This is a genomic window from Aquimarina agarivorans (genome assembly GCF_000218485.1).
GTDB lineage: Bacteria > Bacteroidota > Bacteroidia > Flavobacteriales > Flavobacteriaceae > Aquimarina > Aquimarina agarivorans.
In genome coordinates, this window is sequence record NZ_AFPB01000151.1 from 1 (window position 1) to 24510 (window position 24510).

19 protein-coding genes and 1 pseudogene are annotated in these 24510 nt (G+C 35.0%); 15 read left to right on the forward strand and 5 right to left on the reverse strand.

Translation table 11 applies throughout. The annotated features are described in order from the left end of the window. The first annotated feature begins 42 nt into the window (after positions 1–42). Complete coding sequence (gene ruvB / locus GMC_RS0110630; protein WP_029489720.1) at positions 43–1065, forward strand: Holliday junction branch migration DNA helicase RuvB; 1023 nt, start codon at positions 43–45, stop codon at positions 1063–1065. 216 nt (positions 1066–1281) lie between these two features. Here the strand turns inward: ruvB and GMC_RS0110635 are convergent, their stop codons facing one another. Then, a complete protein-coding gene (locus GMC_RS0110635; protein WP_010522117.1) occupies positions 1282–2100 on the reverse strand; it encodes a zinc metalloprotease in 819 nt (272 codons plus the stop codon). 48 nt (positions 2101–2148) lie between these two features. On the opposite strand from GMC_RS0110635, the gene GMC_RS0110640 reads away from it, so the two are divergent. After that, positions 2149–2682 carry a DUF2059 domain-containing protein gene (locus GMC_RS0110640; RefSeq protein WP_010522118.1) on the forward strand — a complete coding sequence of 178 codons (534 nt, stop codon included), beginning with the start codon at positions 2149–2151 and terminating at the stop codon, positions 2680–2682. On the opposite strand, the gene GMC_RS0110645 is transcribed toward GMC_RS0110640, so the two are convergent. Beyond that, positions 2677–3381, reverse strand: coding sequence for a class I SAM-dependent methyltransferase (locus GMC_RS0110645; protein WP_010522119.1), 705 nt, complete (start codon positions 3379–3381; stop codon positions 2677–2679). The genes GMC_RS0110640 and GMC_RS0110645 overlap by 6 nt on opposite strands. A gap of 33 nt (positions 3382–3414) precedes the next feature. On the opposite strand from GMC_RS0110645, the gene GMC_RS0110650 reads away from it, so the two are divergent. Continuing rightward, positions 3415–3933, forward strand: coding sequence for a YkgJ family cysteine cluster protein (locus tag GMC_RS0110650; RefSeq protein ID WP_010522120.1), 519 nt, complete (start codon positions 3415–3417; stop codon positions 3931–3933). On the opposite strand, the gene GMC_RS0110655 is transcribed toward GMC_RS0110650, so the two are convergent. Both GMC_RS0110655 and GMC_RS0110660 read right to left on the reverse strand, forming a co-directional pair. Then, the gene (locus GMC_RS0110655; RefSeq protein WP_010522121.1) at positions 3930–4205 is read right to left on the reverse strand and encodes a DUF3817 domain-containing protein; all 276 of its coding nucleotides are present in this window, start codon (positions 4203–4205) and stop codon (positions 3930–3932) included. The genes GMC_RS0110650 and GMC_RS0110655 overlap by 4 nt on opposite strands. Positions 4206–4244: 39 nt before the next feature. Next, positions 4245–5525 carry an exo-beta-N-acetylmuramidase NamZ family protein gene (locus GMC_RS0110660; protein ID WP_010522122.1) on the reverse strand — a complete coding sequence of 427 codons (1281 nt, stop codon included), beginning with the start codon at positions 5523–5525 and terminating at the stop codon, positions 4245–4247. Between GMC_RS0110660 and GMC_RS0110665 the strand changes: the two genes are divergently transcribed. From GMC_RS0110665 to guaB, 4 genes are all read left to right on the forward strand, one after another. Next, complete coding sequence (locus GMC_RS0110665) at positions 5525–6757, forward strand: ABC transporter permease (protein ID WP_010522123.1); 1233 nt, start codon at positions 5525–5527, stop codon at positions 6755–6757. The genes GMC_RS0110660 and GMC_RS0110665 overlap by 1 nt on opposite strands. Before the next feature lie 136 nt (positions 6758–6893). Next, positions 6894–7079: a hypothetical protein gene (locus GMC_RS22265; protein ID WP_029489722.1), complete on the forward strand. Its 186-nt coding sequence runs from the start codon at positions 6894–6896 to the stop codon at positions 7077–7079. 81 nt (positions 7080–7160) lie between these two features. Beyond that, entirely contained in the window at positions 7161–7343 is a 183-nt protein-coding gene (locus GMC_RS22270; protein ID WP_029489723.1) for a hypothetical protein, read from the forward strand. A gap of 204 nt (positions 7344–7547) precedes the next feature. Beyond that, entirely contained in the window at positions 7548–9020 is a 1473-nt protein-coding gene (gene guaB, locus GMC_RS0110680; RefSeq protein WP_010522124.1) for an IMP dehydrogenase, read from the forward strand. 78 nt (positions 9021–9098) lie between these two features. On the opposite strand, the gene GMC_RS0110685 is transcribed toward guaB, so the two are convergent. Next, positions 9099–9749 (reverse strand): YceI family protein, encoded by a 651-nt coding sequence (locus GMC_RS0110685; protein ID WP_010522125.1) that lies wholly within the window; start codon positions 9747–9749, stop codon positions 9099–9101. Positions 9750–10056: 307 nt separating this feature from the next. Here GMC_RS0110685 and GMC_RS0110690 point away from each other — a divergent pair, with 307 nt between their 5' ends. The 8 genes and pseudogenes from GMC_RS0110690 to GMC_RS0110725 all read left to right on the forward strand — a co-directional run bounded on the left by GMC_RS0110690 (position 10057) and on the right by GMC_RS0110725 (position 24354). After that, positions 10057–10635: a nucleotide exchange factor GrpE gene (locus GMC_RS0110690; protein WP_010522126.1), complete on the forward strand. Its 579-nt coding sequence runs from the start codon at positions 10057–10059 to the stop codon at positions 10633–10635. A gap of 14 nt (positions 10636–10649) precedes the next feature. Beyond that, positions 10650–11765: a molecular chaperone DnaJ gene (dnaJ, locus tag GMC_RS0110695; protein WP_010522127.1), complete on the forward strand. Its 1116-nt coding sequence runs from the start codon at positions 10650–10652 to the stop codon at positions 11763–11765. Positions 11766–12310: 545 nt separating this feature from the next. Next, a complete protein-coding gene (locus GMC_RS0110700; RefSeq protein WP_010522128.1) occupies positions 12311–13240 on the forward strand; it encodes a mechanosensitive ion channel family protein in 930 nt (309 codons plus the stop codon). 3 nt (positions 13241–13243) lie between these two features. Then, positions 13244–14407, forward strand: coding sequence for a sigma-54-dependent transcriptional regulator (locus GMC_RS0110705; protein ID WP_010522129.1), 1164 nt, complete (start codon positions 13244–13246; stop codon positions 14405–14407). Further along, entirely contained in the window at positions 14408–14917 is a 510-nt protein-coding gene (locus GMC_RS0110710; RefSeq protein ID WP_010522130.1) for a hypothetical protein, read from the forward strand. It abuts the gene before it with no gap. Between the two features lies 1 nt (position 14918). Beyond that, positions 14919–15786, forward strand: a pseudogene (locus GMC_RS19745) (PPK2 family polyphosphate kinase). A 394-nt stretch (positions 15787–16180) separates the two neighbouring features. After that, the gene (locus GMC_RS0110720) at positions 16181–22735 is read left to right on the forward strand and encodes a glycoside hydrolase family 48 protein (RefSeq protein ID WP_010522131.1); all 6555 of its coding nucleotides are present in this window, start codon (positions 16181–16183) and stop codon (positions 22733–22735) included. A 278-nt stretch (positions 22736–23013) separates the two neighbouring features. Further along, positions 23014–24354, forward strand: coding sequence for an MATE family efflux transporter (locus GMC_RS0110725; protein ID WP_010522132.1), 1341 nt, complete (start codon positions 23014–23016; stop codon positions 24352–24354). The last annotated feature ends 156 nt before the right edge of the window (positions 24355–24510 follow it).

The following is a 24510-nucleotide window of genomic DNA, read 5'->3' on the forward strand; positions in this document are numbered from 1 at the left end:
AGTTTCGCTATTTTTATCATCTACATTTTTACATTTTTTACTTTGAATACTAATTTAGATCCATCTGGAGAAAATTTTACTCCTCAAGAACACGATATTGAAAGAGCTTTACGTCCGTTAAGTTTTGGTGATTTTGCTGGACAGTCTCAAGTGCTTGAAAATTTAGAGGTTTTTGTGAAGGCTGCAAATATGCGAGGGGAATCATTAGATCATACATTATTTCATGGACCTCCTGGTTTGGGCAAAACAACTTTAGCACATATATTAGCTAATGAGTTGGGTGTAGGCATTAAAATTACTTCGGGTCCTGTGTTGGATAAGCCAGGAGATTTGGCTGGGTTGCTCACAAACCTTGAGCCAAGGGATGTGTTATTTATTGACGAAATTCACCGTTTAAGTCCCGTTGTGGAAGAGTATTTATATTCGGCCATGGAAGATTTTAAGATAGATATCATGATTGAAAGTGGGCCAAATGCAAGGACAGTGCAAATTCATTTAGATGAATTTACCTTGATTGGCGCTACTACTCGATCAGGGTTATTGACTTCGCCGATGCGAGCTAGATTTGGAATACAATCAAGGTTACAGTATTATACTACGGAATTACTAGCAGGAATTGTTGAGCGTAGTGCCAGTATTTTAAATGTACCGATTAACGTACGTGCGGCAATTGAAATAGCAGGAAGGAGCAGGGGAACACCCCGAATAGCTAATGCCTTGTTGAGAAGGGTGCGTGATTTTGCCCAAATAAAGGGAAATGGTTCAATTGATATTGAAATTTCCAAATTTGCCTTAAAAGCGCTTAATGTAGATGCGCATGGTTTAGATGAAATGGACAACAAGATATTGTTAACACTCATTGACAAGTTTAAAGGTGGTCCAGTAGGAATAACTACACTTGCAACTGCAGTAAGTGAAAGTGCAGAAACTATTGAAGAAGTTTATGAACCTTTTTTAATTCAGCAAGGATTTATTATGCGTACGCCAAGGGGTAGAGAAGTTACAGAGTTAGCTTATACTCATTTAGGAAAAACCAGAGGTCCAGTGCAGGGAGGTCTGTTTTAGTTTATCGTTTTCAGTTTCTTTTGATTATTTATAAATTCTAATTCTGTTCTTTGAAATTCAAGCGATAGTTTGCAGTTGTAAGTCATAGTTATCATTTTTTGTCTCAATTGGGTGTTCTTTTTGTCATAACACATAATTGTTTGGAACAAAACTACGTTATGCTTGAAGATTATTACACTGCAATTACTGAGTGAGATAACGAACAACTAACAACAATTACCGCCCTCCATTAGCTTGTAAGTCTTTAATACATAAAGGATCAAGTTCCAGAACTCGAATACTGCCCATTAAATCGCTTTCAAAAAGCGCATTGGCTTGCATAAGGCAACCTTTAACATTACAATGTCTGTTAGGAATCCCGTTTTCATCCACATCCTCGTGTTGGCTTTGTAATCGAGTACCTAAATTGACTAACCCCAATAAATGGCAAAATTCATGTTGTAATGTAAAGGTTTCAATTTGGGTTAATATATCTTTTCTTCTTTTTTCATTTTGTATAGGACTGGTAAGGTTTCGTAATGTGTTTTCGTAGACTACTATGGATGTATTTCTATACGCTGAACCTAGTACTATATTGTTGTCCATGTGACCCTCATGCATATCGGTTTCATCATCACTAGGTTTTGCTGTTGCATCAGAAAAATAAATAAAAACTGCATGCTCGGAAGGGGTACTTAATTGAGTTCTGTTTTTTTGTTCAATACTATCAATTTGTTGAATGGTAAGCTTTTCTTTATTTGTACTTTCAATACTGCGCTGTACCAATTTAATACCATTGGGTTTAAACGTTCTTTTTTCGATAAAATCTTTTAAGTTTTCAACAGCTTCTTTGCTGGGTTCAAAACCTTTTACTGATACTAGTTCTAAAACTAAACTCTGGTGTGTTTTAGCACTCAATAATTCGTTAGCGGAATCGCCAGTTGTTTGTAAATTTAAAATCCTCGGATTTGGAGTAGGAGTTGACTCCTCGCTCTCACAGGCAATAATGAAAAATGTTAGTGCAAATACTTTAAAAAAAGTCTTAATTGGTATCATTATTTTGAATTTATTACATTTGTTTCACACAATAAAAATCAATTATTTATGAAAAACAGGTTTATAGGTTTAGTATTATTTTTTATTATATCCTTACAATCAATAGCGCAGCAGCCAACTTTAACGGAGTCAGTAACGCAATATTTAAATATTAACGGAACAACTGAGCAATATGAACATGCAGTAAGTTCCTTACTAGTAATGTTAAAACAACAATATGCATCAAAAAATGTTCCAGATACCGTATGGGATGAATTAAGTCAGCATAAACCTACAGCAATCAATCAAATTAAGGCAATGTTGGTATCCGCTTATCGTAGTCATTTTGATCAGGTGGAGATAAATGATATGATTGATTTTTATAAAACACCTACGGGGCAACAAATGATTAAAGATCAAACAAAATTAACCCAAGAGGATCGCGATAAAATGTCATTTTTTTATAATTCTCCAACAGGAAAAAAAATATTGGATGAAAGTGATGCGCTTAATAAATCAGTGAGTGAAATTAGTGAAAACTGGAGTAGAGGTTTGTATAAATCAATGACGGCATTATTAGCCGAAAAAGGGTACGTGTTATAAAGTTAGCTTAGCTAAATAATCGTAGTGGTTGCCTTCGGTAATTAATTCACATTTAAAATCATGAACTATAGCAGCTCGCTGTAGGGTGTTATAATCAACATACAACCAGTCAAATTTTTGGCTGATTTTGTTTTTATATTCTAATTGATAGTTCATTTCTCCGTAATAACCTTGGGAGGCGTCAACCCAGTATTCACCATTTTCGTTTTCAAATAAATAAATTAAGTCCGATGAGTCAATTAAAACTTGACCGCCAGGATTTAATAAGGTTTTTAGCGCATCAAAAAATAATTTGAACTTATTTAAAGTGCCAACTATACCGCTACCATTCATTAATAATAAAATAGTATCATAAGTTCCCTTGTGGCTATAAAAGTCTTCCGTAAAGGCGGAGTTCACCCCTCTTTTTTTGCAAATAGTAATCGCTCCGGCAGAAGTGTCAATGGCAGTAACCTTAAGTTTGACATTGTTCTGTAAAAATAAGGAATGACTACCTGCACCGCATCCAACATCAAGTACGTTGCCATAGGATAAATTGAGTGCTTTTTGTTCTATTTTGGGCATTTCAGCGTATGACCTGAAAAGGTAGGGTACAGGAATTTCGTCATCATCAAATTCACTTGATTTCACCGTAATTGAGTTGTCAATGCCTGAAGTAAAGTGGTCAGTAATAGCAGCGCCAAAAATATCATTTTCCATGGTGGGTGTAAAGTTATGTTATACATTTGCTGTATGCAAGAGGAAATTGATAAGCTAACCCAACAAGCTAAAGAGCAATATAAAGAAAATAAAAAGTTTTTAGAGCGCTTACGCCAGAAACCACCAAAAAAACTGGACGTATTGATGCAAGATTTGCATGAAAAAACTTTTGACCAGATTGATTGTTTGGAGTGTGCTAACTGTTGTAAGACTACCGCACCTATTATTACTGATCGAGACACTGAGCGCATTGCAAAACATTTGAAAATGAAAGCTGTAGATTTTGAAAAAAAATACGTAACCGTAGATAACGATGGAGATCAGGTATTTAAAAATACTCCCTGCGAATTTTTAGCATCCGACAACTATTGCTTAATTTATAATGTGCGTCCCAAAGCTTGTTCGGAATATCCACATACCAATCGAAAACGCTTTCACCAGCTAAATCACGTTACTCTCGCAAATACTTCAATTTGTCCAGCTACTTTAAAAATTGTTGAAAAATTAAAAGAGCAGTTTGGAGTATTAAACAAAAAGGAGAAACAGCGTTAGTTTTTTAAATACTTTTTGTCAGCCCAAAAGGTACCAAAAGGAATAATTGAGCATGCTAAAATAAGGGCTGTTTTTTTGGTAGACCAATTTAATTCTGCTTTGAGCAAAAATGTAAAAACAACATATCCTAAAAATAAAACGCCATGAATCATGCCAATGATTTTGTTGGGCATAGGATTTTCAAATAGGTATTTTAAGGGCATGGTTACAAAAAGGATCACTAAAAACGAAATGCCTTCCAACAGAGCAAGTATTCTAAATTTTTGAAGCATATGTTAATTTTATTGGTAAATATAATTTAGAAAAAGTGATTAAGGATATAGCAAATACTTTTTTCTTATTAATTTAAAGTGGTCTAAATCTTTTTGCCACGATGCTCTTATTTCTTTTTCGGATACTCCCGATGTAATTTGCTTTCTTAACTGATCTGTACCTGCTAGTTTTTCAAAAAACGAAGTAAAAAAATCGTCTTTATTCAGGCTTTCCTTGTAAGCTTTAAGTAACCATTTTAAGTTTAATTGACTTAGTTTTTTGTGATTCTTTAAATTTTCTCCAAAACAGAGTTCGTATTCAAATTTTGGATGTTTTGCACCAGCTTTAGGCACTGGCGTAAAACTAAAATCGGTTTTTGGCAATTGCGGAGCACCATAAATTTGAAATTGTAAATCAGTTCCACGACCTACGCTGATTCTAGTGCCTTCAAACAAACACAAGCTAGGATACAAATTAATAGATTGGTCGTTAGGTAAATTTGGAGACGGCTTAACGGGTAATGAATATGCTGTATTATGAGTGTAGTTTTTTAGTGGAATAACGGTTAATTCACACAGGGAGCTGTTTTGCAGCCAACCTTCGCCATTAATCATTTGGGCATATTCACCAATAGTCATTCCATGCACAATTGGTATTGGATGTAATCCTACAAAGCTTTTGTATGCAGCTTTTCTAATTGGACCATCTATGTAATGACCATTTGGATTGGGCCGGTCTAAAACAATAACTGGAATTTTAGCTTCTGCGCAAGCTTCCATAATATAGTGTAATGTGGAAATGTAGGTGTAAAATCGAGCTCCCACGTCTTGAACATCAAACACTACAAGATCAATCCCCGAAAGCATTTTTTGACTAGGTTTTTTATTCTTCCCGTAAAGGGAAACTATTGGTAATCCAGTAGCAACATCTTTACCATTTTTAACAACCTCGCCCGCATCGGCCGTTCCTCGGAATCCATGCTCAGGAGCAAATACTTTTTTTATATGTATTTGATGCTTAAGTAAGGTGTCTACCAAATGAACGGTTTGTTTGTTTTTACTAAAAACAATACTAGTTGGATTTCCTACAATGGCAATATTTTTTTTTGTAAGAAGTTTAATATACGTATCAATTTGCGCAGCACCTGTCAGTATCGGTTTTTTAAACGATTTGCTTACTGGTGTTACGAGTGAATCATTCGTTTTTAGAACAGTGTTTTTAGTTGTATTTGGTATTCCACAAGAAAATAAAGGAAAGACAAGTATTAAAAATGTATTTTTGAAAAAGGTCAGTAACCAAGAAAAACATATTTTTCGAAGATTAAATAGATTCTTATACATTGAATTTTGAGTATTTCATAGCCCAAAGGCTGATTAAAGAAAAGGCTTTTGCCAAAAATATTTCATCGCCTATTGTAAAAATAGCTATTATAGCTATCGCGTTAGGCGTTGTAATGATGCTTATTGCAATCGCCACTGGTGTTGGTTTGCAATGTAAAATTCGTGAAAAGATAGCACTTTTTAATGGACATATAGAAATTTCTAATTTCGACAATAATTCAAGTCAGGTTTCGGTTAGGCCAATACCTACAAAACAAACTTTTTATCCTAATTTTACTGAGGTTCCTGAAGTAACGCATATACAGGGTGTGGCAACTAAAGCTGGAATTGTGCGTACGTCTACTGATTTTGAAGGTATTTTGGTAAAAGGAGTAGGGGCTGATTACAAGTGGGACGTTTTTGAAACTTACCTTGAACAAGGCAGGTTGCCTGATTATAAAAATAAATTGAATGAAGAAATTCTAATTTCAAGTTATTTGGCAAAACGTTTAGGTTACAAGTTAGGTGATAAAGTGGTAACTTACTTTTTGAAAAATGATAAGGCGCGCACTAATTTAAGGTCTTTTACGGTAGTGGGGATTTACAATTCGGGGTACGAGGATTTTGACAAAACATTTTTAATTGCTGATATTAGGCATATACAACGCTTAAACAAATGGAAAAAAGATCAAGTTGGGTCTTTTGAAGTTTTTGTATCCGATTTTGATGCCGTAAACCGTATTAATGCTTCAGTATATAAAAGCATTCCTTCTAATTTGGACAGCGCATCAATAGCTCAAAAATATGGCAATATTTTTCAGTGGTTGGACATGTTTGATTTCAACATTGCTGGAATTATCGGTATAATGATATTAGTAGCAGCCATAAATATGATTACTGCAATTTTAGTACTTATTTTAGAACGCACACAATTAATTGGCATGCTTAAAGCAATGGGAAGTTCCAATGTAAGTATTCGAAAAATTTTTATGTACAACGCTACTTATATAATATTGAAAGGTCTTTTTTGGGGCAATACAATAGGTTTAGCCTTAATTGCCATTCAGCATTATTTTAAAGTAATTACACTCAACCCTTCGGATTACTATGTAAAGTATGCTCCAGTACATATAAATGTGCAACAAATTTTAGCGTTAAATATGGGGACTTTGGTATTGTGCGTTTTAGTACTTTGGATACCGTCGTATGTAATAACTAAAATTGCTCCTATTAAAGCGATCAAATTTCAATAAATGTGTATCAGGGCTAATTATGGAACTAAAACTTGTTGAAAACAATTCGGAACTGCATCAAATTTTAGCGATTCAAAAAGCAAATCACTAGACTACTATTTCACAAAGTGATCAAAAAGAAAAAGGATTCGTAACTGTGATTCATAATTTTGAAACCATAAAAAAGCTAAATGATAATGCTGCTCATGTAATTGCTGTTATTGATAATAAAGTGGTAGGTTATGCACTTGTAATGCTTACTGCATTTAAAAATTTGGTTCCTGTACTAGTGCCCATGTTTACCACATTTGAAATAATCAGGTTTAATGGATGCTTAACTTAATACCTTAAATTATTACGTTATGGGGCAAATTTGTGTAGCATTAAAATATAAGCGACAGGGTATTTTTAAAGCATTATATGTATGCACAAACAAGTATACGCTGAAAAAATTGATTATTGCGTCACTGAAGTTTCATCAAGTAATAAACCTTCTATGCATGCGCATTTGGCTATAGGATTTGTAGTTATTCATACGTTTACTGATGCTACGGATACATGGAATGTGTTACTGTGGGATTGGACAAGGGATAGTATTTATCCTTAAATAATAGCTTAATATATGTAGCCTTGTTAATAATAGGGGTATTTATAAAAAAGTAAAGTTAGTAGCTGTTAAATTAATTTGTTCAAAGTCAGTATTTTGTTTTGGTTTACTAGTGTTTTAATACATAACCAATAAATATTTCATAAAATAGTTTAGTCTAATCAAAAACGGTTATATTTGCATGCAATTAAATCCTTAATTGCCATGATAGCACACGAATCAAAAATTGTTGGAGAAGGTTTAACTTACGATGACGTTTTATTAGTCCCAGCATTTTCTGAAATCCTTCCCAGAGAGGTTAGCATTCAAACAAAATTTACAAGAAACATTACCATTAATGTGCCAATCATTTCGGCTGCAATGGATACCGTGACTGAATCGAGCATGGCAATTGCTATGGCTCGTGAGGGTGGTATTGGCGTGTTGCATAAAAACATGACCATTGAACAACAAGCAGGAGAAGTTAGAAAAGTAAAGCGTGCTGAAAGTGGAATGATTATCGATCCAGTAACCTTGCCTTTAACTGCTGTAGTTGGCGATGCAAAAGCCAATATGCGCGAACATAGAATTGGCGGTATACCCATTGTTGATAATGATGGCAAGCTGGCAGGGATAGTTACCAATAGGGATTTACGCTTTGAAAAAAATGAAGAAAGACCTTTAACTGAGGTGATGACGGGAACTAACTTGGTTACAGTTTCGGAAGGAACAAATTTAAAGGACGCTGAAGTTATTTTACAGCAAAACAAAATTGAAAAATTACCTGTTGTAAATAAAGATAACAAATTAGTAGGGTTAATCACTTTTAGAGATATTACTAAATTAACTCAAAAACCAAATGCAAATAAAGATCAGTTTGGGCGTTTACGTGTAGCAGCAGCCTTGGGGGTTACTGCCGATGCAGTGGAGCGCGCAAGTGCTTTAGTTGCCGTTGGGGTTGATGCTGTTATTATTGATACTGCGCATGGTCATACTAAAGGTGTGGTTAATGTATTAAAGCAGGTTAAGGAAGCTTTTCCTGACTTAGAGGTAGTTGTGGGTAATATTGCAACTGCTGATGCAGCAAAATATTTAGTTGAAGCAGGAGCGGATGCCGTAAAAGTTGGTATTGGTCCAGGATCAATTTGTACTACACGTGTTGTGGCAGGAGTTGGATTTCCTCAATTTTCAGCAGTATTAGAAGTAGCAGCAGCTATAAAAGGTTCTGGAGTGCCAGTTATTGCCGATGGAGGGATACGTTACACTGGAGATATTCCAAAAGCGATTGCTGCTGGTGCCGACTGTGTAATGCTAGGTTCCTTACTGGCAGGTACAAAAGAATCACCAGGAGAAACTATTATTTACGAGGGAAGAAAGTTTAAATCTTACCGAGGTATGGGATCTGTTGAGGCTATGAAAAAAGGATCAAAAGATCGTTATTTTCAAGATGTGGAAGATGATATTAAAAAACTAGTGCCAGAGGGAATTGTTGGTAGAGTAGCCTATAAAGGAGAATTGAATGAAAGTATTCATCAGTTTGTTGGAGGTTTACGTGCAGGTATGGGATATTGTGGTGCAGGAACTATTGAAGATTTAAAAGAGAATGGACGTTTTGTGAAAATTACAGCAAGCGGAATTAATGAAAGTCATCCGCATGATGTTACCATTACAAAGGAAGCACCTAATTATTCAAGGTAACTATTAATTTAGTTGATCATAAAAAAAAGCCAAACAAATCAAATAATTTGTTTGGCTTTTTTATGATTTAATAATAAGTTATTTTGATGCAGTAACAGCAATTTTAATACCTACGTTATCTTTAATTAAGTAATCTCCTAATTTAGCAGGATCAGCAAATTTTCCTGAGTTATACTTTACATCCCATTCAGTACGATCAATTTCAAATTCGTCACTAGTAATGTTGGCAGTGTTACCATTTACAGTTACGGTAGCAGGAAATTCAATATTCTTTTTAACACCTTTGATAGTCAGGTTACCTGCTATTACGGATTTTCCATCTTTTGGTGTCACACTAGTAATTTGAAATGCTGCATTTGGATGTTTTGCTACGTCAAAAAAGTCTTCTCCTTTTAAGTGTCCTATTAATTTATCATTATTTTCTCCAGCAGGCAAATCAGTACATGCAATAGTGTTTATATCAAAAATAAAATTCCCCCCTACTAATTCGTTTCCTTTAATTTCAATTAAACCGTTTGAAGCGTTTATTGTTCCTTGGTGGCCGCCTGTTAATTTATGTGCATTCCACATAATCATAGTTTGATCAGGATTTGCTTTATACTTTTCGGCAGTAACCACTTGTTCAACAGCTTTTGCTTCGGTGGTTTCTACTTCTTTATTTTTTTTACATGAAATAATACTTGCGGTTAAGGCTGTAACGGCAATAATATTGATGAATAGTTTTTTCATTATAATAAGTTTTTGTTAAAATTTTCAATATCAAAAGTAGAAGTTTTACGGTTGTAAAATCTTAAAATCTTATTAAATTCTTAAAATTAATACGGATAGAGTTAAAAATGAACGCTCTAATTTGTTTGTTTTTGTTGAATTTTAATACTTTGAAGTCAAACAAATAGTAGTTACTAGTGTCAATTTTTTTACAAAAATTGGAAGAATAAAAACATTTAATGACATGTTGGCATATCAATTGAATTGGCAGTACTTTTGCAAACAATTTTAAGCATCCAAATTTAATTATACAGAAAAAGGAATAGTAATGAGTACAAAAAATAAAGCCAAGGAAACTGTGGATGAAGTGATACCTGATTCCAACCTAGAAAATCGAACGGATCAAAACGAAGTTAAAGAAACAGTAGAGAATAACGATTCAGCTGTTGAAGAACAAGATGAATTAGCGTTGGCAAAAGAAGCTGCTGCCGTAGAAAAAGATAAATTTTTACGTTTGTTTGCTGAATTTGAAAATTATAAAAAAAGAACATCAAAAGAACGTATAGAGTTATTTAAAACTGCTGGTCAGGAAGTATTACAAGCACTATTACCCGTATTAGATGACTTTGATAGGGCTGGTAAAGAAATCGAAAAATCAGAAGATGAAGCCCTAAAGCAAGGAGTAACACTTATTCATAACAAACTTAAGGACATTTTGAAATTAAAAGGGTTGGAACAAGTTGAAGTGAATAGTGCAGATACTTTTGATGCTGATATTCATGAAGCAATCACTCAAATTCCTGCTCCAAGCGATGATTTAAAAGGAAAAATCATTGATGTTGTGGAAAAGGGGTATAAACTTGGTGATAAAATTATCCGTTATCCTAAAGTGGTTACGGGAAACTAATTAATTAGGAAAAGATGAAAGAAGATTTTTACGACATACTGGGTATTAGTAAAGGAGCTACAGCTGCAGAAATTAAGAAAGCTTATCGAAAAAAGGCTGTACAATACCATCCCGATAAAAATCCTGGTGATAAAATAGCTGAGGAAAATTTCAAAAAAGCTGCTGAAGCCTATGAAGTTTTAAGCGATCCAAATAAAAAAGCACGTTACGATCAATACGGACATCAGGCCTTTGAAAATGGAGGCGGCGGCGGTGGCTTCGGCGGGATGAACATGGATGACATTTTTAGTCAATTCGGTGATATCTTCGGCGGAGGCGGTGGCTTTGGAGGTTTCGGCGGCGGCGCAGGCGGCGGTCAACGACGCGCTAAAGGGAGCAACTTACGTATTCGAGTAAAGCTCACACTGGAAGAAATAGCGAACGGTGTTGAGAAAAAAGTAAAAGTCAAAAGAAAAATACAAGCACAAGGAACTACCTATAAGACTTGCGGTACTTGTAATGGAACAGGTCAAGTAGTCCGTGTTACCAATACTATTTTAGGGCGTATGCAAACCGCAGCGCCATGTAATGCCTGTGGAGGTAGTGGACAACAAATAGATAAAAAACCAAGTGGCGCTGATGCACAAGGTTTAATTGTAAATGAAGAAACGGTTAGCATTAAAATACCCGCGGGTGTTCAGGATGGCATGCAGCTTAAAGTTTCAGGTAAAGGGAATGAAGCACCAGGAAATGGTTTTGCAGGCGACCTTTTAGTAGCTATTGAAGAATTAGTTCATGATAGCTTACAACGCGAAGGCGATAATTTACATTACGATCTATATATAAGTTTTTCCGAAGCTGTTTTAGGAGGTTCAAAAGAAATAGATACCGTTTCAGGAAAAGTACGTATCAAAATCGATGAAGGTGTGCAAAGTGGTAAAATTTTACGCTTACGCGGAAAGGGGATACCAAGTTTAAATGGTTATGGTAAAGGTGATTTATTAGTGCATGTAAATGTCTGGACACCAAAGACTTTAACAAAAGAGCAGAAAGCTTTTTTTGAAAAAATGAAGGATAACGAGCATTTTTACCCTAATCCTGAAAGGTCAGACAAATCTTTTTTTGAAAAAGTAAAAGATATGTTCTCATAATTGATGCTCTAATACCAAAATTTGTCTATATTTGATAAAACACTTGTTAATTCAAGTGATTTTCTTTTTCATAGCAATTTTTTTCCCATCCTGTTTTAGTTAATAGGGTGGGTTTTGCGTTTATAGGTAGTTTGTCTTTAAATAGAAGAAACCTTACAAAAAAAATGTAAATAACTTTAATTTAGAATTTTACAATTTTCGAATGTAAATTTTAGTATCGCAATATATATCACGAATACCAATAACAATAGGTGTTTAATGATTAAGGAATGTTCAAGAGTGAATTTTATTGGGAGATTATAACTTTAAAAAATAATGATAAAAAGTTTCTCTTATGACGAGTGATTTGACAAATAAGACACACAATTACCTTCACATTGAATTTTTATTATCAAAAAGAGTCAATTTAAGCCTAATTAAATAGAAAAATCGAATTTAATACTGTCAGTTTTTAAAGTTATCTTTAAAATGAGTATTATAGTACTTACAAAGTGATGCAAAATAAGTATTCATGTTTTGCAAAACACTACGATTTATAGTTGCAAATGATATTAAACCTAGGTAAAATCAATTTCACCTTAATTTTACAGCAAAAAATAGCTGAAAAGGTTGTCGATACATTAGATGAAAATGTATGGCAAAAAGTACGCGAAATATTAATTTTTAAACTTGAACTAGGCGCATTTAAAATTAGTATTCTTTCGTTATTGATCGTTATTGTAACGTTTATAATAACTAGGTATGCCCTCGGATTGATTACAAAATTAATTACTGGTCGGTTAGAAAAAGATAACGTACCCAAATTTCAGTCATTACTAAGCTTTATTAAATATTTTATATATGCTTTAGTAGGTGTTGTGGTATTTCAAATGTTAGGAATTAATTTAACCCCTATTCTAGCTGCCTCCGCTGCTTTATTAGTGGGTGTGGGGCTGGCGCTGCAAACATTGTTTCAGGATATACTTTCCGGTGTGTTTATATTAATTGATCGAACGGTTATTGTTGGTGATATTATTGAATTAGACAACAAAATTGGCAGAGTGGAAGAGATCAAACTAAGAACAACTAGAGCTGTCACCATTGATAATAAAGTGTTAATTATACCAAATCATCAATATTTAACTAATAGTTTGTATAATTGGACACAAAATGGTAAAAGTACTAGAGATGCTGTTACTGTAGGAGTTGCCTACGATAGTGATGTTGAGTTGGTAAAAAAATTACTGCTACAGGCAGTTAATGAAAATGAAAGTGTGTTGCAATTTCCTGAGCCAATAGTCTTTTTTGAAGATTTTGGAGATAGTGCTTTGAATTTTAAAGTGATGTATACTATTGGGAATAGTTTTACTGGGGCTACACCCCGAAGTGAAATTCGCTTTACTATAACAAAGTTGTTTAGAGAATATAATATTCAAATTCCTTTTCCACAACGTGAAGTACGCGTGTTTCAGGATCAAGGAACTAATAAAATATAAGGTATGTCAAAAATATTAATTATTGAAGATGAAGCGGCCATTCGTAGAGTATTGGTGAAAATTCTTTCGGAAGAAAGTGATTCTTATAAGGTTTTTGAGGCTGGTGATGGATTGGCAGGGGTGGAACTTATTAAAAAAGAAGATTTTGACTTAGTGCTGTGCGATATTAAAATGCCAAAAATGGATGGTATTGAAGTGTTGGAAGCTATCAACAAAATTAAACCAGAAATACCAATGGTAATGATTTCAGGTCATGGTGACTTGGAAACTGCTGTAAATACCATGCGGCTTGGTGCTTTTGATTATATTTCAAAACCACCTGATTTAAATAGGCTGCTGAATACCGTACGAAATGCGTTAGATCGTAAGGAACTTGTTGTTGAAAATAAACGACTGAAAAAGAAAGTTTCAAAGAATTATGAAATGATAGGCAGTTCCAATGCCATTTCTGAGATAAAAGAAATTATTGAAAAAGTAGCTCCTACGGAAGCAAGAGTTCTAGTAACTGGACAAAACGGAACAGGAAAGGAGTTAGTAGCGCATTGGTTACATGAAAAAAGCGAACGCGCTAAAGGTCCTTTTATTGAAGTAAATTGTGCGGCAATACCTTCGGAATTAATTGAAAGCGAATTATTTGGTCATGTTAAGGGGGCTTTTACTTCAGCAAATAAAGACCGAGCAGGCAAATTTGAGGCAGCTAATGGAGGGACCATATTTTTAGATGAAATAGGTGATATGAGCCTTTCTGCGCAAGCAAAAGTGTTAAGAGCTTTACAGGAAAGTAAGGTTCAACGTGTAGGAAGCGACAAAGATATCAAAGTGAACGTTCGTGTAGTAGCAGCTACTAATAAAAATTTAAAAATTGAAATTGAGGATAAAAAATTTCGAGAAGATTTATACCATCGTTTGGCTGTAATTTTAATTAAAGTACCGGCTCTTAATGATCGGAGAGATGATATTCCTGAATTAATTGGGCATTTTTCAAAAAAAATTGCAGAAAGTCAAGGAACAATTCCAAAAGTATTTTCGGAATCTGCAATCAAATTATTGCAAAAATACGATTGGACAGGAAACATTAGGGAGTTACGAAATGTAGTTGAGCGTTTACTCATTTTAGGAGAAAAAGAAATTAGTGAAAATGATGTAAAATTATTCGCATCTAAATAAATGAAGTTATTTTTTAAAGTTATTACATTTTTGGTAGTAAACATTACCTTTAGCCAACACGAACCTGGAGCTTGGGTAGTGGGGTTTAATGGAGCAGCCAAGGTAGATCGTATAGCTGACTTTGGTGGAAATTTACAAGTGCATTATGCGCCTAATTGTTACTCTAGCTATATAGCTGAGGTTGGAGGGATTTTAACTAATAACGGTATTGTGCCTGAATTAAATATGACAATTAATTCAATTATGTTTAATTTTAAAACATGGATGGTCACTGGAGGAATGGGACTTGTACTCAATACAGCCAAGTTAACAAAAGAGGAAAGAGACGACGCTATTTTTGCTTTTTCTAACGAAAATGCAAATTTTGGTGCTTTATTAAAAATTAGAACATTAATTCCTATTACCAGATGGTGGCATTTTAGCACAGCATTTAATTTTAAAACTATTGGAGGCAATTTTTCTACGGTAAACGTAGGTTTAATTTATGAGTTTCCATTAAATGGATATTAGTATGAAAGTAATAAAGGCTACAAATAATTTCAATATATCAAAAGCAACAACTAAAATTGATACTGAGTTATCCAATGAACAATTAAAAGATGAATTAAAAAAAATTCGCAAAAAACTAGGGAAACTTCAGGACACTTTATATGCACACGGTAAGTACGCTGTGTTGGTGTGTTTGCAAGGTATGGATACCGCGGGTAAGGATAGTTTAATTCGAGAAGTATTTAAGGCTTTCAATTCGAGCGGAATTATAGTGCACAGTTTTAAAGTGCCAACCACTCTTGAAAAAAATCATGACTACCTATGGCGACATTATATTGCCTTGCCAGCCAGAGGGAAGTTTGGTATTTTTAATAGGACACATTATGAAAATGTGTTGGTAACAAGAGTGCACCCTGAATATATTTTAGGAGAAAACATACCAAACATCAATTCCGTAGCGGATGTTAATGAAGATTTTTGGAAACAACGTTTTAATCAAATTAATAATTTTGAAAAGCATTTGACGGAAAACGGAACGTTAATTTTCAAATTCTTTTTAAACTTATCAAAAGAAGAACAAAAAAATAGATTGTTAAGAAGGCTCGAGAAAAAAGGATAAAAATTGGAAATTTTCGCCATCAGATCTTAATGAAAGAAAATTGTGGGATAACTATCAGAAATGTTATGAAGATGCGATAAAAAACACGTCAACAACCCATGCGCCTTGGTACATTATTCCGGCCGATAACAAACCAATGGCTCGATATATGGTAGCTAAAACACTTTACGATCATTTAAAAACCTATAACGATATACAAGAACCTGAATTAGAGCAATCTGTGATTTTAGAACTCAGAAATTACTTACATCAGTTAAAAAGCGAAAAATAATCTTTTAACATTTTGATAGTTTTAACGGTTTAAACTTATTTATATTACACTTTTATTTGACTATTATTGCCAAATCTGCATTTTGTATTCGACGAAATGCAGATTTTCTTTTAAGTACTTTTTCTTTTTCTAATTAATATTTAAAAAAAGAATTGTGCAATATTTATATAGTATGTGTTTTCTCTATTTGACACTAGCGACGAAAATGTTTTCGTAAATCATATTGTGTTGAAAAACAATTTTTTATGAAGGAAAAGTATTACATTTTTTACAGTAAGAAAATTCTTTCATTTCAAAATTAAGTTACGATAAAAATGAATCTATTTTTAAACTTAGACGGAAAGTTAAAAATCACAAACTTTTCAAAACATTATTATAACTTAAAATTAAATTTATGATTATCAAGAAATTAGGTTTTTTTGCATTGTCGCTAATTGGAATTTCTGGGATTGCTCAAACAAGTTTCAATTATGGAGAGGCGCTGCAAAAGTCACTTTTCTTCTATGAGGTGCAACAATCGGGAGAGTTGCCTTCATGGAACAGAGTAAAATGGCGTGGGGATTCTGCGTTAAACGATGGATCTGACGTTGGAGTCAATTTAACAGGAGGATGGTATGATGCCGGAGACCATGTTAAATTTAATTTTCCAATGGCATTTAGTGTTACAGCTCTTTCATGGGGAGCTATAGAATATGAGCAAGCATATAAGGATGCTGGTCAGTTAGATATTATTAAAAGAAATATCAAATATGCCACTGATTATTTAATTAAGTGTCATACTGGTCCTACTGAGCTTTATGGTCAGGTAGGTAATGGTGGTATTGATCACGCCTTTTGGGGTTCTCCAGAGGTAATGATTATGGAACGACCTGCTTACAAAATTACGGCATCAGCTCCAGGTTCGGATTTGGCGGCTGAAAATGCAGCAGCAATGGCAGCAGCAAGTATTTTATTTAAGGATTCTGACCCAGCGTATAGTACTACTTTATTAGAGCATGCTAAGGAACTTTATAAGTTTGCAGATGAGTACAGGGGAGTATATTCAGAAGCAATAACTGATGCTGCTGGGTTTTACCGATCATTCAGTGGTTTTCAGGATGAGCTTGTTTGGGGAGCGGCTTGGTTATACCGAGCTACCAATGATGATACTTATTTAGCTAAAGCGGAGTCCGAATATGACAATTTAAGTAATGAAGGACAAAGTAGCAATAAAGCATATAAGTGGGGATTGGCATGGGATGATAAATCTTATGGATCTTACGTATTATTATCTCAACTAACTGGTAAGGATAAGTACAAAACTGATGCGGAAAGGCATTTAGATTACTGGACAAGTGGATTTAACGGCGAACGTGTTCCTTACAGTCCAGGTGGTCAAGCACATTTAACTCAATGGGGGTCTTTAAGACATTCATCTAACACGTCATTATTAGCATTTATTTATAGTGATAAAGTGGCTACTTCAGCTGCAAATAAAACTAAATATCATGATTTTGCGGTTAGACAAATTAATTATGCGTTAGGAGACAATCCAATTAATAGAAGTTTTATGGTTGGATATGGTAACAATCCAGCGAATAATACGCACCACCGATCAGCACATGGAGCTTGGGCAAATTCATTAGAAAATAGACCCGATAAGCCAAGTCACACTCTTTTTGGAGCTTTAGCTGGAGGACCAAGTTCTCCTAATGATCAGTTTGTGGACGATCGTGGTGATTTTATTGCAAATGAGGTTGCCTGTGATTACAATGCTTGTTTTACAGGTGCATTAGCAAGAATGTACAGCGAATTTGGAGGAAACCCTTTAGCTAATTTTCCAGTTGAAGAAACCCCTAGTAGAGCTGAAATTAGAAGTTTTTCTAAATTTAACAGTGATAACGCTTTTGGAAGTACAGTTAAAATTTTATTGCAAAATAGAACAGCTTGGCCTGCCAGAGCAACAGATAACTTAAGTTATAGGTATTACTTTGATATTGCCGAGGGAGTTGCTGCAGGGTATACTATTGACGATTATGATATTCAATTAAATGGAGTAGGAGGTTCAGCAACTATGAGCATTAAAAGTGCTGGCGGAACGCTGTACTACGCAGAAGTAACTAATATTCCTTCAATTTCTCCTATAGGAGACCCAGCATTTAGAAATGAAACTCAAATTAATTTCAGAGTTTCCAATGGAGTTCCTTACGATACATCAAATGATCCTTCGGCTCAAGGACTCAGTGGATCAGGTGATGTAGAAAGTGTTAATATTCCTGTGTATGATAATGGAGTTTTGGTTTTTGGTCAAGAGCCAGACGGAACAACTGTACCTGTTGATCCGGTAAATACTGCGCCAGTAGCAAGTATTAGTGCTGATAAAGTTTCAGGTCAGGCTCCATTAACAGTTTCATTTGACGGAAGTGGATCTTCAGATGCACAAAATGATGCATTAACTTATTTATGGGATTTTGGAAATGGAGAAACGTCAATTGATGAAAATCCATCTACAATTTATACTACACCAGGAGCTTATTTGGTAAGCTTAGTAGTCAATGATGGTCTGTTGAATTCAGCAGAAGAATCTATAACAATTACGGTAACAGATCCAGTGGTCAATCCAATTCCTGTTGCAGGTGGAACTTTAAGTGGCGGTCCTTTTACATTTACAGTAGGTGATGGTGTAGCTGATAATGTATCTGGGGTTACGGTTTCTGGTAACAGTGGAGCAACAAGTCAATGGATAGTTACTGATGATGCAGGTATGATTTTAGGATTACCTCCCGCACCGGAAGCTGTAAACTTTGATGGAGTTGGAGCAGGAACTTGCTTTATTTATAACGTAAGTTACAATGGTAGACTAACAGGTTTGACAGCTAACTCAAATATTGCTAGTTTGTCAGGTGATTTTGAATTGTCATCTAATAGAGTCGAAGTTATTCGTAATGCAACAGTAATAGTAGATCCTGTTACACCAGTTGCAGTAGCTGGAGGAACTTTAAGCGGTGGTCCATTTACTTTTACAGTAGGTGATGGAGTTGCAGACAATGTATCTGGAGTATCAGTTTCAGGAAATAGCGGAGCAACAAGTCAGTGGATAGTTACTGATGATGCTGGAATGATTTTAGGATTACCTCCAGCACCAGAATCAGTAGATTTTGATGGGGCTGGCGAAGGAACTTGCTTTATTTATAGCGTAAGTTATAATGGAACACTAAATGGTTTAGCGGCTAATTCTAATATTTCTGGATTATCAGGTGATTTTAAATTATCATCAAATCGAGTAGAAGTTATTCGTAATGCTGCAGTAGTAAATCCAAATCCAACAGGAGATTGTACTTTTGGAACACCAATTGCAACACCATTGGAAACTACGTATGGTTATTATACTAATATGTATGCTTTTGGAAGCAATGCACCTGCTATGAGCAACTTATCTGGTTTTTCATTTAACTGGGATTTGGTTAATAACGGAATATGGAGTATTGCTATTCAAACTACAGACGGAAATCCAGCATATTATGTAGATTTAAGAGATAAAACAACACATAATTTAGCATCTAGTCAACCGAGTATTACTTTTAGCGGTACTGGAATTCCAAGTTTCGATGGAACATATTATACGGCTAAAGATGGTGAAAATTTAGTTTTAGTATCTACAACAAAGGATTACACAATATATTTTTCAAATTCTTCAACTGCACCTAATTGTGGCGATACGGTAGTTAATCCAACAATTGATGGAGGAACAATTAGCGGAGGTCCGTTCACTTTTACAGTAGGTGATGGTATTGCGGATAATGTTTCGGGAGTAGCAGTAACAGGAAATCAGGGAGCAAACTTTGGTTGGGTAGTTACTGATGAGGATTTAAATATCTTAGGTTTACCGCCAACACCAGAGGCTGTTGATTTTGATGTAGCAGGTGAAGGGGTATGTTTAATTTGGCATATTGCTTACGAAGATGGGCTTACTGGACTTACTGCTGGAGAAAATGCAGGAAGTTTATCAGGTACTTTTGATTTATCAAATAGTGTACGTGTTAACAGGGTAGCGTTTGTTGATCCAGTTACACCAACAACTGTTGATGGAGGTACTTTAAGTGGAGGTCCATTTACTTTTACAGTAGGCGATGGTATTGTTGACAATGTTTCAGGAGTTGCTGTAACTGGTAATGTAGGGTCAAATTTTGGTTGGATAGTTACTGATGAAGACTTAAATATTTTAGGATTACCACCAACACCAGAAGCAGTTGATTTTGATACAGCAGGCGAAGGCGTTTGTTTAATTTGGCATATTGCTTACGAAGACGGACTGACAGGTCTTGCACAAGGTGAGAATGCAGGTAATTTGTCCGGAACATTTGATTTGTCAAATAGTGTTCGAGTTGAACGAAATGCTGAAATTCCAGTTCCTATTACTTTAATTGATGGGGCTACCGTGGCAACTTCAACGGGAGCCGTTGCTGTTGAAACTATTACTGGTGACGGTGTGGCTGACTTAGTTACATTTACAAATACAACAGCTGGTACTGCGGATTATGCGTACCTAATTACTGACGCTACTGGAAATATCCTAGTAGTTGAAACAGATTCACATGATTTTGAAGGAGCGTCTGTTGGTGTCTGTTTAGTGTACGGAATATCTTATACAGGAACTTTATCAGTAACAGGAAAAGCAATAACTGATACTGACTTATCAACAGAATTATTTGCAGTATCTTCAAATTCAATTTCAGTGGATCGTAAAGATATTCCTGTTGTTGTTGATCCAGTTGACCCAGGTACAGGAGGTTCAACTACCAATAAATACATAGAGCGTTTTACTGAAATGAGAAATGAGATCTATGATCCTGCAAATGGCTATTTTAGTGCGGATGGTTCACCTCATCATTCAGTGGAAACACTTATTGTTGAAGCACCAGATCATGGTCATGAATCAACTTCAGAATTATACTCGTATTGGTTAATGATGGAGGTTATGCAAGGTCGTATTACTAAAGACTGGCAACCTTTAGCTAAGGTTTGGAGTGAAATGGAAAGAATGATTATTCCAACAAAAGCAGATCAACCAACCAATGCAGCATATAATTCATCGAGTCCAGCAGCTTATGCAGCTGAATTCCCATTACCATCAGGATATCCTGCGCCATTGGATTTTAACGCAGCAGTAGGTCAAGATCCAGTATCGGATGAGTTAACGGCCGCTTACGGTCCTGAAGTTTATCAAATGCACTGGTTATTAGATAATGATAACTTTTATGGATACGGAAATAGAGGTGATGGTACAAGTACACCATCTTACATTAACACATTCCAAAGAGGGGAGCAAGAGTCAGTATATGAAACTATTCCTCATCCATCATGGGAGTCTTTTAATTTTGGTAATTCTGAAAATGGATTTTTGCCATTATTTATCCTAGATGCTAATTATGCGAAGCAATGGCGTTACACTAGTGCTCCAGATGCTGATGCGCGTGCAGTACAAGCAATGTATTGGGCTATTCAATATGCTAAAGAACAAGGAGGAACAATTGATCCAACACTTTTAGATAATACTAAAAAGATGGGTGACTACCTGCGTTTAGCTATGTTTGATAAATATTTCAAACAAATTGGTGCTCAGGATGAGCAAGGAAGTGCAGGTTCAGGTTATGATAGTGCACATTACTTAATGTCATGGTATATGTCATGGGGAGGATCTGCTGATCCTGCTTCAGCATGGGCGTTCCGTATCGGTTCAAGTCACTGTCATTTCGGATATCAAAACCCAATTGCAGCATATGCTTTAACTACGTTGGATGAATTAGATCTTCAAACTCCAAATGGAGAAAGAGATTGGACAACAAGTTTAGGTCGTCAAATGGAATTTTACAGATATTTGCAGTCGGCTGACGGTGCTATTGCGGGTGGTGCTACTAATAGTTGGAATGGTGATTACAGCACTTATCCAGCTGGGAAGTCTACTTTTTATGATATGGCTTTTGATAAAGATCCTGTATATCACGATCCAGGAAGTGGAACATGGTTTGGATGGCAAGCTTGGTCAGTTGAGCGTGTAGCTGAATATTACTACATTACAAATGACCCATTAGCTAAGGAAATTATGGACAAATGGGTTGCTTGGGTAAAACCAAATGTAAACTTAATTGGAAGTGATGATTTTGAAATTCCAGCTACTTTAGAGTGGACAGGAGAACCTGATACTTGGAACGCATCTAGTCCAGGTGCTAATGCAGATTTAAGAGTGGAAATTACTAACTTTAATAAAGATTTAGGAATTGCATCTTCATTAGCTAAAACATTGATTTACTATGCGGCAGCAACTAGGAAACATGCAACACTAGATGAAGAAGCTAAAAATTTGGCTAAAGAAATCTTGGATAGAATGTGGGTAACTTATCGTGATGACAAAGGAGTTTCTTCTCCTGAGGAGCGCGGAGATTATGCACGTATGTTTGAGGAAGTTGTGCATGTCCCAGCAGGGTATACTGGAACAATGGCTAATGGCGATGAAATTAAAACAGGGGTTACTTTCTTGGATATTCGTTCAGGGTTGAGAGATGATCCAGAATTCCCAGCCTTGCAAGCAGCTTATGATGCAGGTGAAGATTATACAACAAGGTATCATAGGACTTGGGCACAAATGGAAACAGCTTTAGCTAATGCTGAATATGGATTCTTCTTTGGAGAAGACGATGCAGCAGCTGATGGTGCCAAAAAACTTGGTGTTGAGTTTACTATTTATCCTAACCCTGCTTCTGAAATAGTAACCGTTACTTATCCTACTGATGAAGATGCTACAGTTCAGGTGACTTTGGTTGATTTTTCAGGAAGAGTAATTACAACGCAGGATATGGTTGATAATGCAGCTACAACAATTAATGTAAGTGCTTTGGCTTCAGGAATGTATCTAATTCAATTAGAATCTAAAGGAAATGTAATAGGCACTGAAAAGCTTATTGTTGAATAATAAATTATAGTAGTTTATTTGTTTAAAGGGGTTGGCTTTTTTAAGTCAACCTCTTTTTTTATCCGCTCTATCCCGAATTTTGCATTAAAACTCTGTAAGGAGACTTGAAAGTACAATAAAAATAAGTCCTTTTTTGATTTTAGTACAGTACGGCTATGGTTAAATCGAAAAGTGCAACGCAGTGGTTGTTTTTTGAAATGACTTTAGGAACAATTTGTAATAGAATCGATGTCATTATTATTGGATTAATAATACCTTAGCTTTCCAAAAAAGAGAGCGTGTTTTCAAAGTATGTTAAAGAGTTTCCAACAAATTTAAGTCTAGCGTATCCAGTAATGATTGGGCAGTTAGGTAATGTATTGGTCGGTTTTGTAGATAATGTCATGGTCGGTAAATTGGGGGCTTCAGCATTAGCAGCAGTATCATTAGGTAATGGATTGTTTTTTTTAACACTTTCATTAGCTATTGGCTTTTCTTTAATAATTACTCCATTAGTAGCAGAGGCTGATGCGCAAAATAATCAACAAAAAATCAGGTCACTCCTAAAAAATGGCTTAGTGTTATGTACATTAACGGGAGGTATTTTATTCGTAGTTATAAAATTATTACAACCCTTTTTGGAAGTGCTTGACCAGCCAGTGGATGTGGTTGCGTTGGCAAATCCATATATAAATATACTAGCTTTTTCAATTGTACCCTTGGCAATATTTCAGGGTTTGAAACAATTTTCTGATGGTTTATCAGCTACCCGTTACGCAATGGTTGCCGCTATATTAGGGAATGTGGTTAATATTTTTTTTAATTACGTTTTAATTTATGGAAAATGGGGATTTCCAAAGCTTTTATTGGAAGGAGCAGCTTTGGGAACTTTAATAGCTAGAATTTTAATGGTTTTGTTAATGGTATTTTTATTTTATTACAAACAAAATTTCAGGCGTTACTTAAATGATTTTTTTAAAAAATTAATTGATTTAGATGTTTTAAAAAAGCTTGTTAAGTTAGGTTTGCCCGTAGCATTACAAATGCTTTTTGAATTTGGTATTTTTGTATCATCAGTTTTCTTGTCTGGTTCACTCAGTACCGAAGATCAGGCGGCCAATCAAATTGCACTCAATATTGCTTCGGTCACATTTATGATAGCTGTAGGTTTAGGCGTAGCTGCAACTATACGAACAGGAAATCAAGTGGGAAAGAAAGATGCAAAATCACTGATGCGAATAACGAGTTCCATACTGCTTTTAGTTTTTTTAATTGAATTGGTATTTGCTATTTTTTTAATTGCAACCAAAAGTTACTTACCAACCTTTTATATACATGATAAAAACGTAATTCATATTGCAGCACAGTTACTTGTAGTAGTCGCTTGTTTTCAGATTAGCGATGGATTTCAGGTGGTTTTGTTAGGAACATTAAGGGGCTTGCAGGATGTTAATGTTCCTACTTTATGTTTGTTTTTTGCCTATTGGTGCGTAGGTTTTCCTATTTCTTATTTTTTAGGAAGCCAAGATCTTTTAGGATCAACGGGAATTTGGGTTGGTTTATTTGCTGGACTTAGTACGTCTAGTTTACTATTGTATTTAAGATATAGCAATTTGATGGCAAATAGAAGTTTAGCTTAATCAGTTTTGTATACCAAAAAAGTACAGATTCAATAATTTTTTTGGAGTATTGTGCTTGAAAAAGATTTGCATGAATTGTAGTTTTTAGATTACTATTTGAGTACAGTGTTTATTGAAATTTATTTGTAAAATGAGCTACTCATAAAACAAAGTTTT

Bases quoted from the DNA above. Each gene is read 5' to 3' on its own strand.
- dnaJ (WP_010522127.1), top strand. From the start codon at position 10,650: ATGAAAGAAGATTTTTACGACATACTGGGTATTAGTAAAGGAGCTACA.
- GMC_RS0110685 (WP_010522125.1), bottom strand. From the start codon at position 9,749: ATGAAAAAACTATTCATCAATATTATTGCCGTTACAGCCTTAACCGCA.
- GMC_RS0110650 (WP_010522120.1), top strand. From the start codon at position 3,415: ATGCAAGAGGAAATTGATAAGCTAACCCAACAAGCTAAAGAGCAATAT.
- GMC_RS0110640 (WP_010522118.1), top strand. From the start codon at position 2,149: ATGAAAAACAGGTTTATAGGTTTAGTATTATTTTTTATTATATCCTTA.
- GMC_RS0110660 (WP_010522122.1), bottom strand. From the start codon at position 5,525: ATGTATAAGAATCTATTTAATCTTCGAAAAATATGTTTTTCTTGGTTA.
- GMC_RS0110700 (WP_010522128.1), top strand. From the start codon at position 12,311: ATGATATTAAACCTAGGTAAAATCAATTTCACCTTAATTTTACAGCAA.
- GMC_RS0110690 (WP_010522126.1), top strand. From the start codon at position 10,057: ATGAGTACAAAAAATAAAGCCAAGGAAACTGTGGATGAAGTGATACCT.
- GMC_RS0110635 (WP_010522117.1), bottom strand. From the start codon at position 2,100: ATGATACCAATTAAGACTTTTTTTAAAGTATTTGCACTAACATTTTTC.
- GMC_RS22270 (WP_029489723.1), top strand. From the start codon at position 7,161: ATGCACAAACAAGTATACGCTGAAAAAATTGATTATTGCGTCACTGAA.
- GMC_RS0110710 (WP_010522130.1), top strand. From the start codon at position 14,408: ATGAAGTTATTTTTTAAAGTTATTACATTTTTGGTAGTAAACATTACC.
- guaB (WP_010522124.1), top strand. From the start codon at position 7,548: ATGATAGCACACGAATCAAAAATTGTTGGAGAAGGTTTAACTTACGAT.
- GMC_RS0110655 (WP_010522121.1), bottom strand. From the start codon at position 4,205: ATGCTTCAAAAATTTAGAATACTTGCTCTGTTGGAAGGCATTTCGTTT.
- GMC_RS0110705 (WP_010522129.1), top strand. From the start codon at position 13,244: ATGTCAAAAATATTAATTATTGAAGATGAAGCGGCCATTCGTAGAGTA.
- GMC_RS0110645 (WP_010522119.1), bottom strand. From the start codon at position 3,381: ATGGAAAATGATATTTTTGGCGCTGCTATTACTGACCACTTTACTTCA.
- GMC_RS0110720 (WP_010522131.1), top strand. From the start codon at position 16,181: ATGATTATCAAGAAATTAGGTTTTTTTGCATTGTCGCTAATTGGAATT.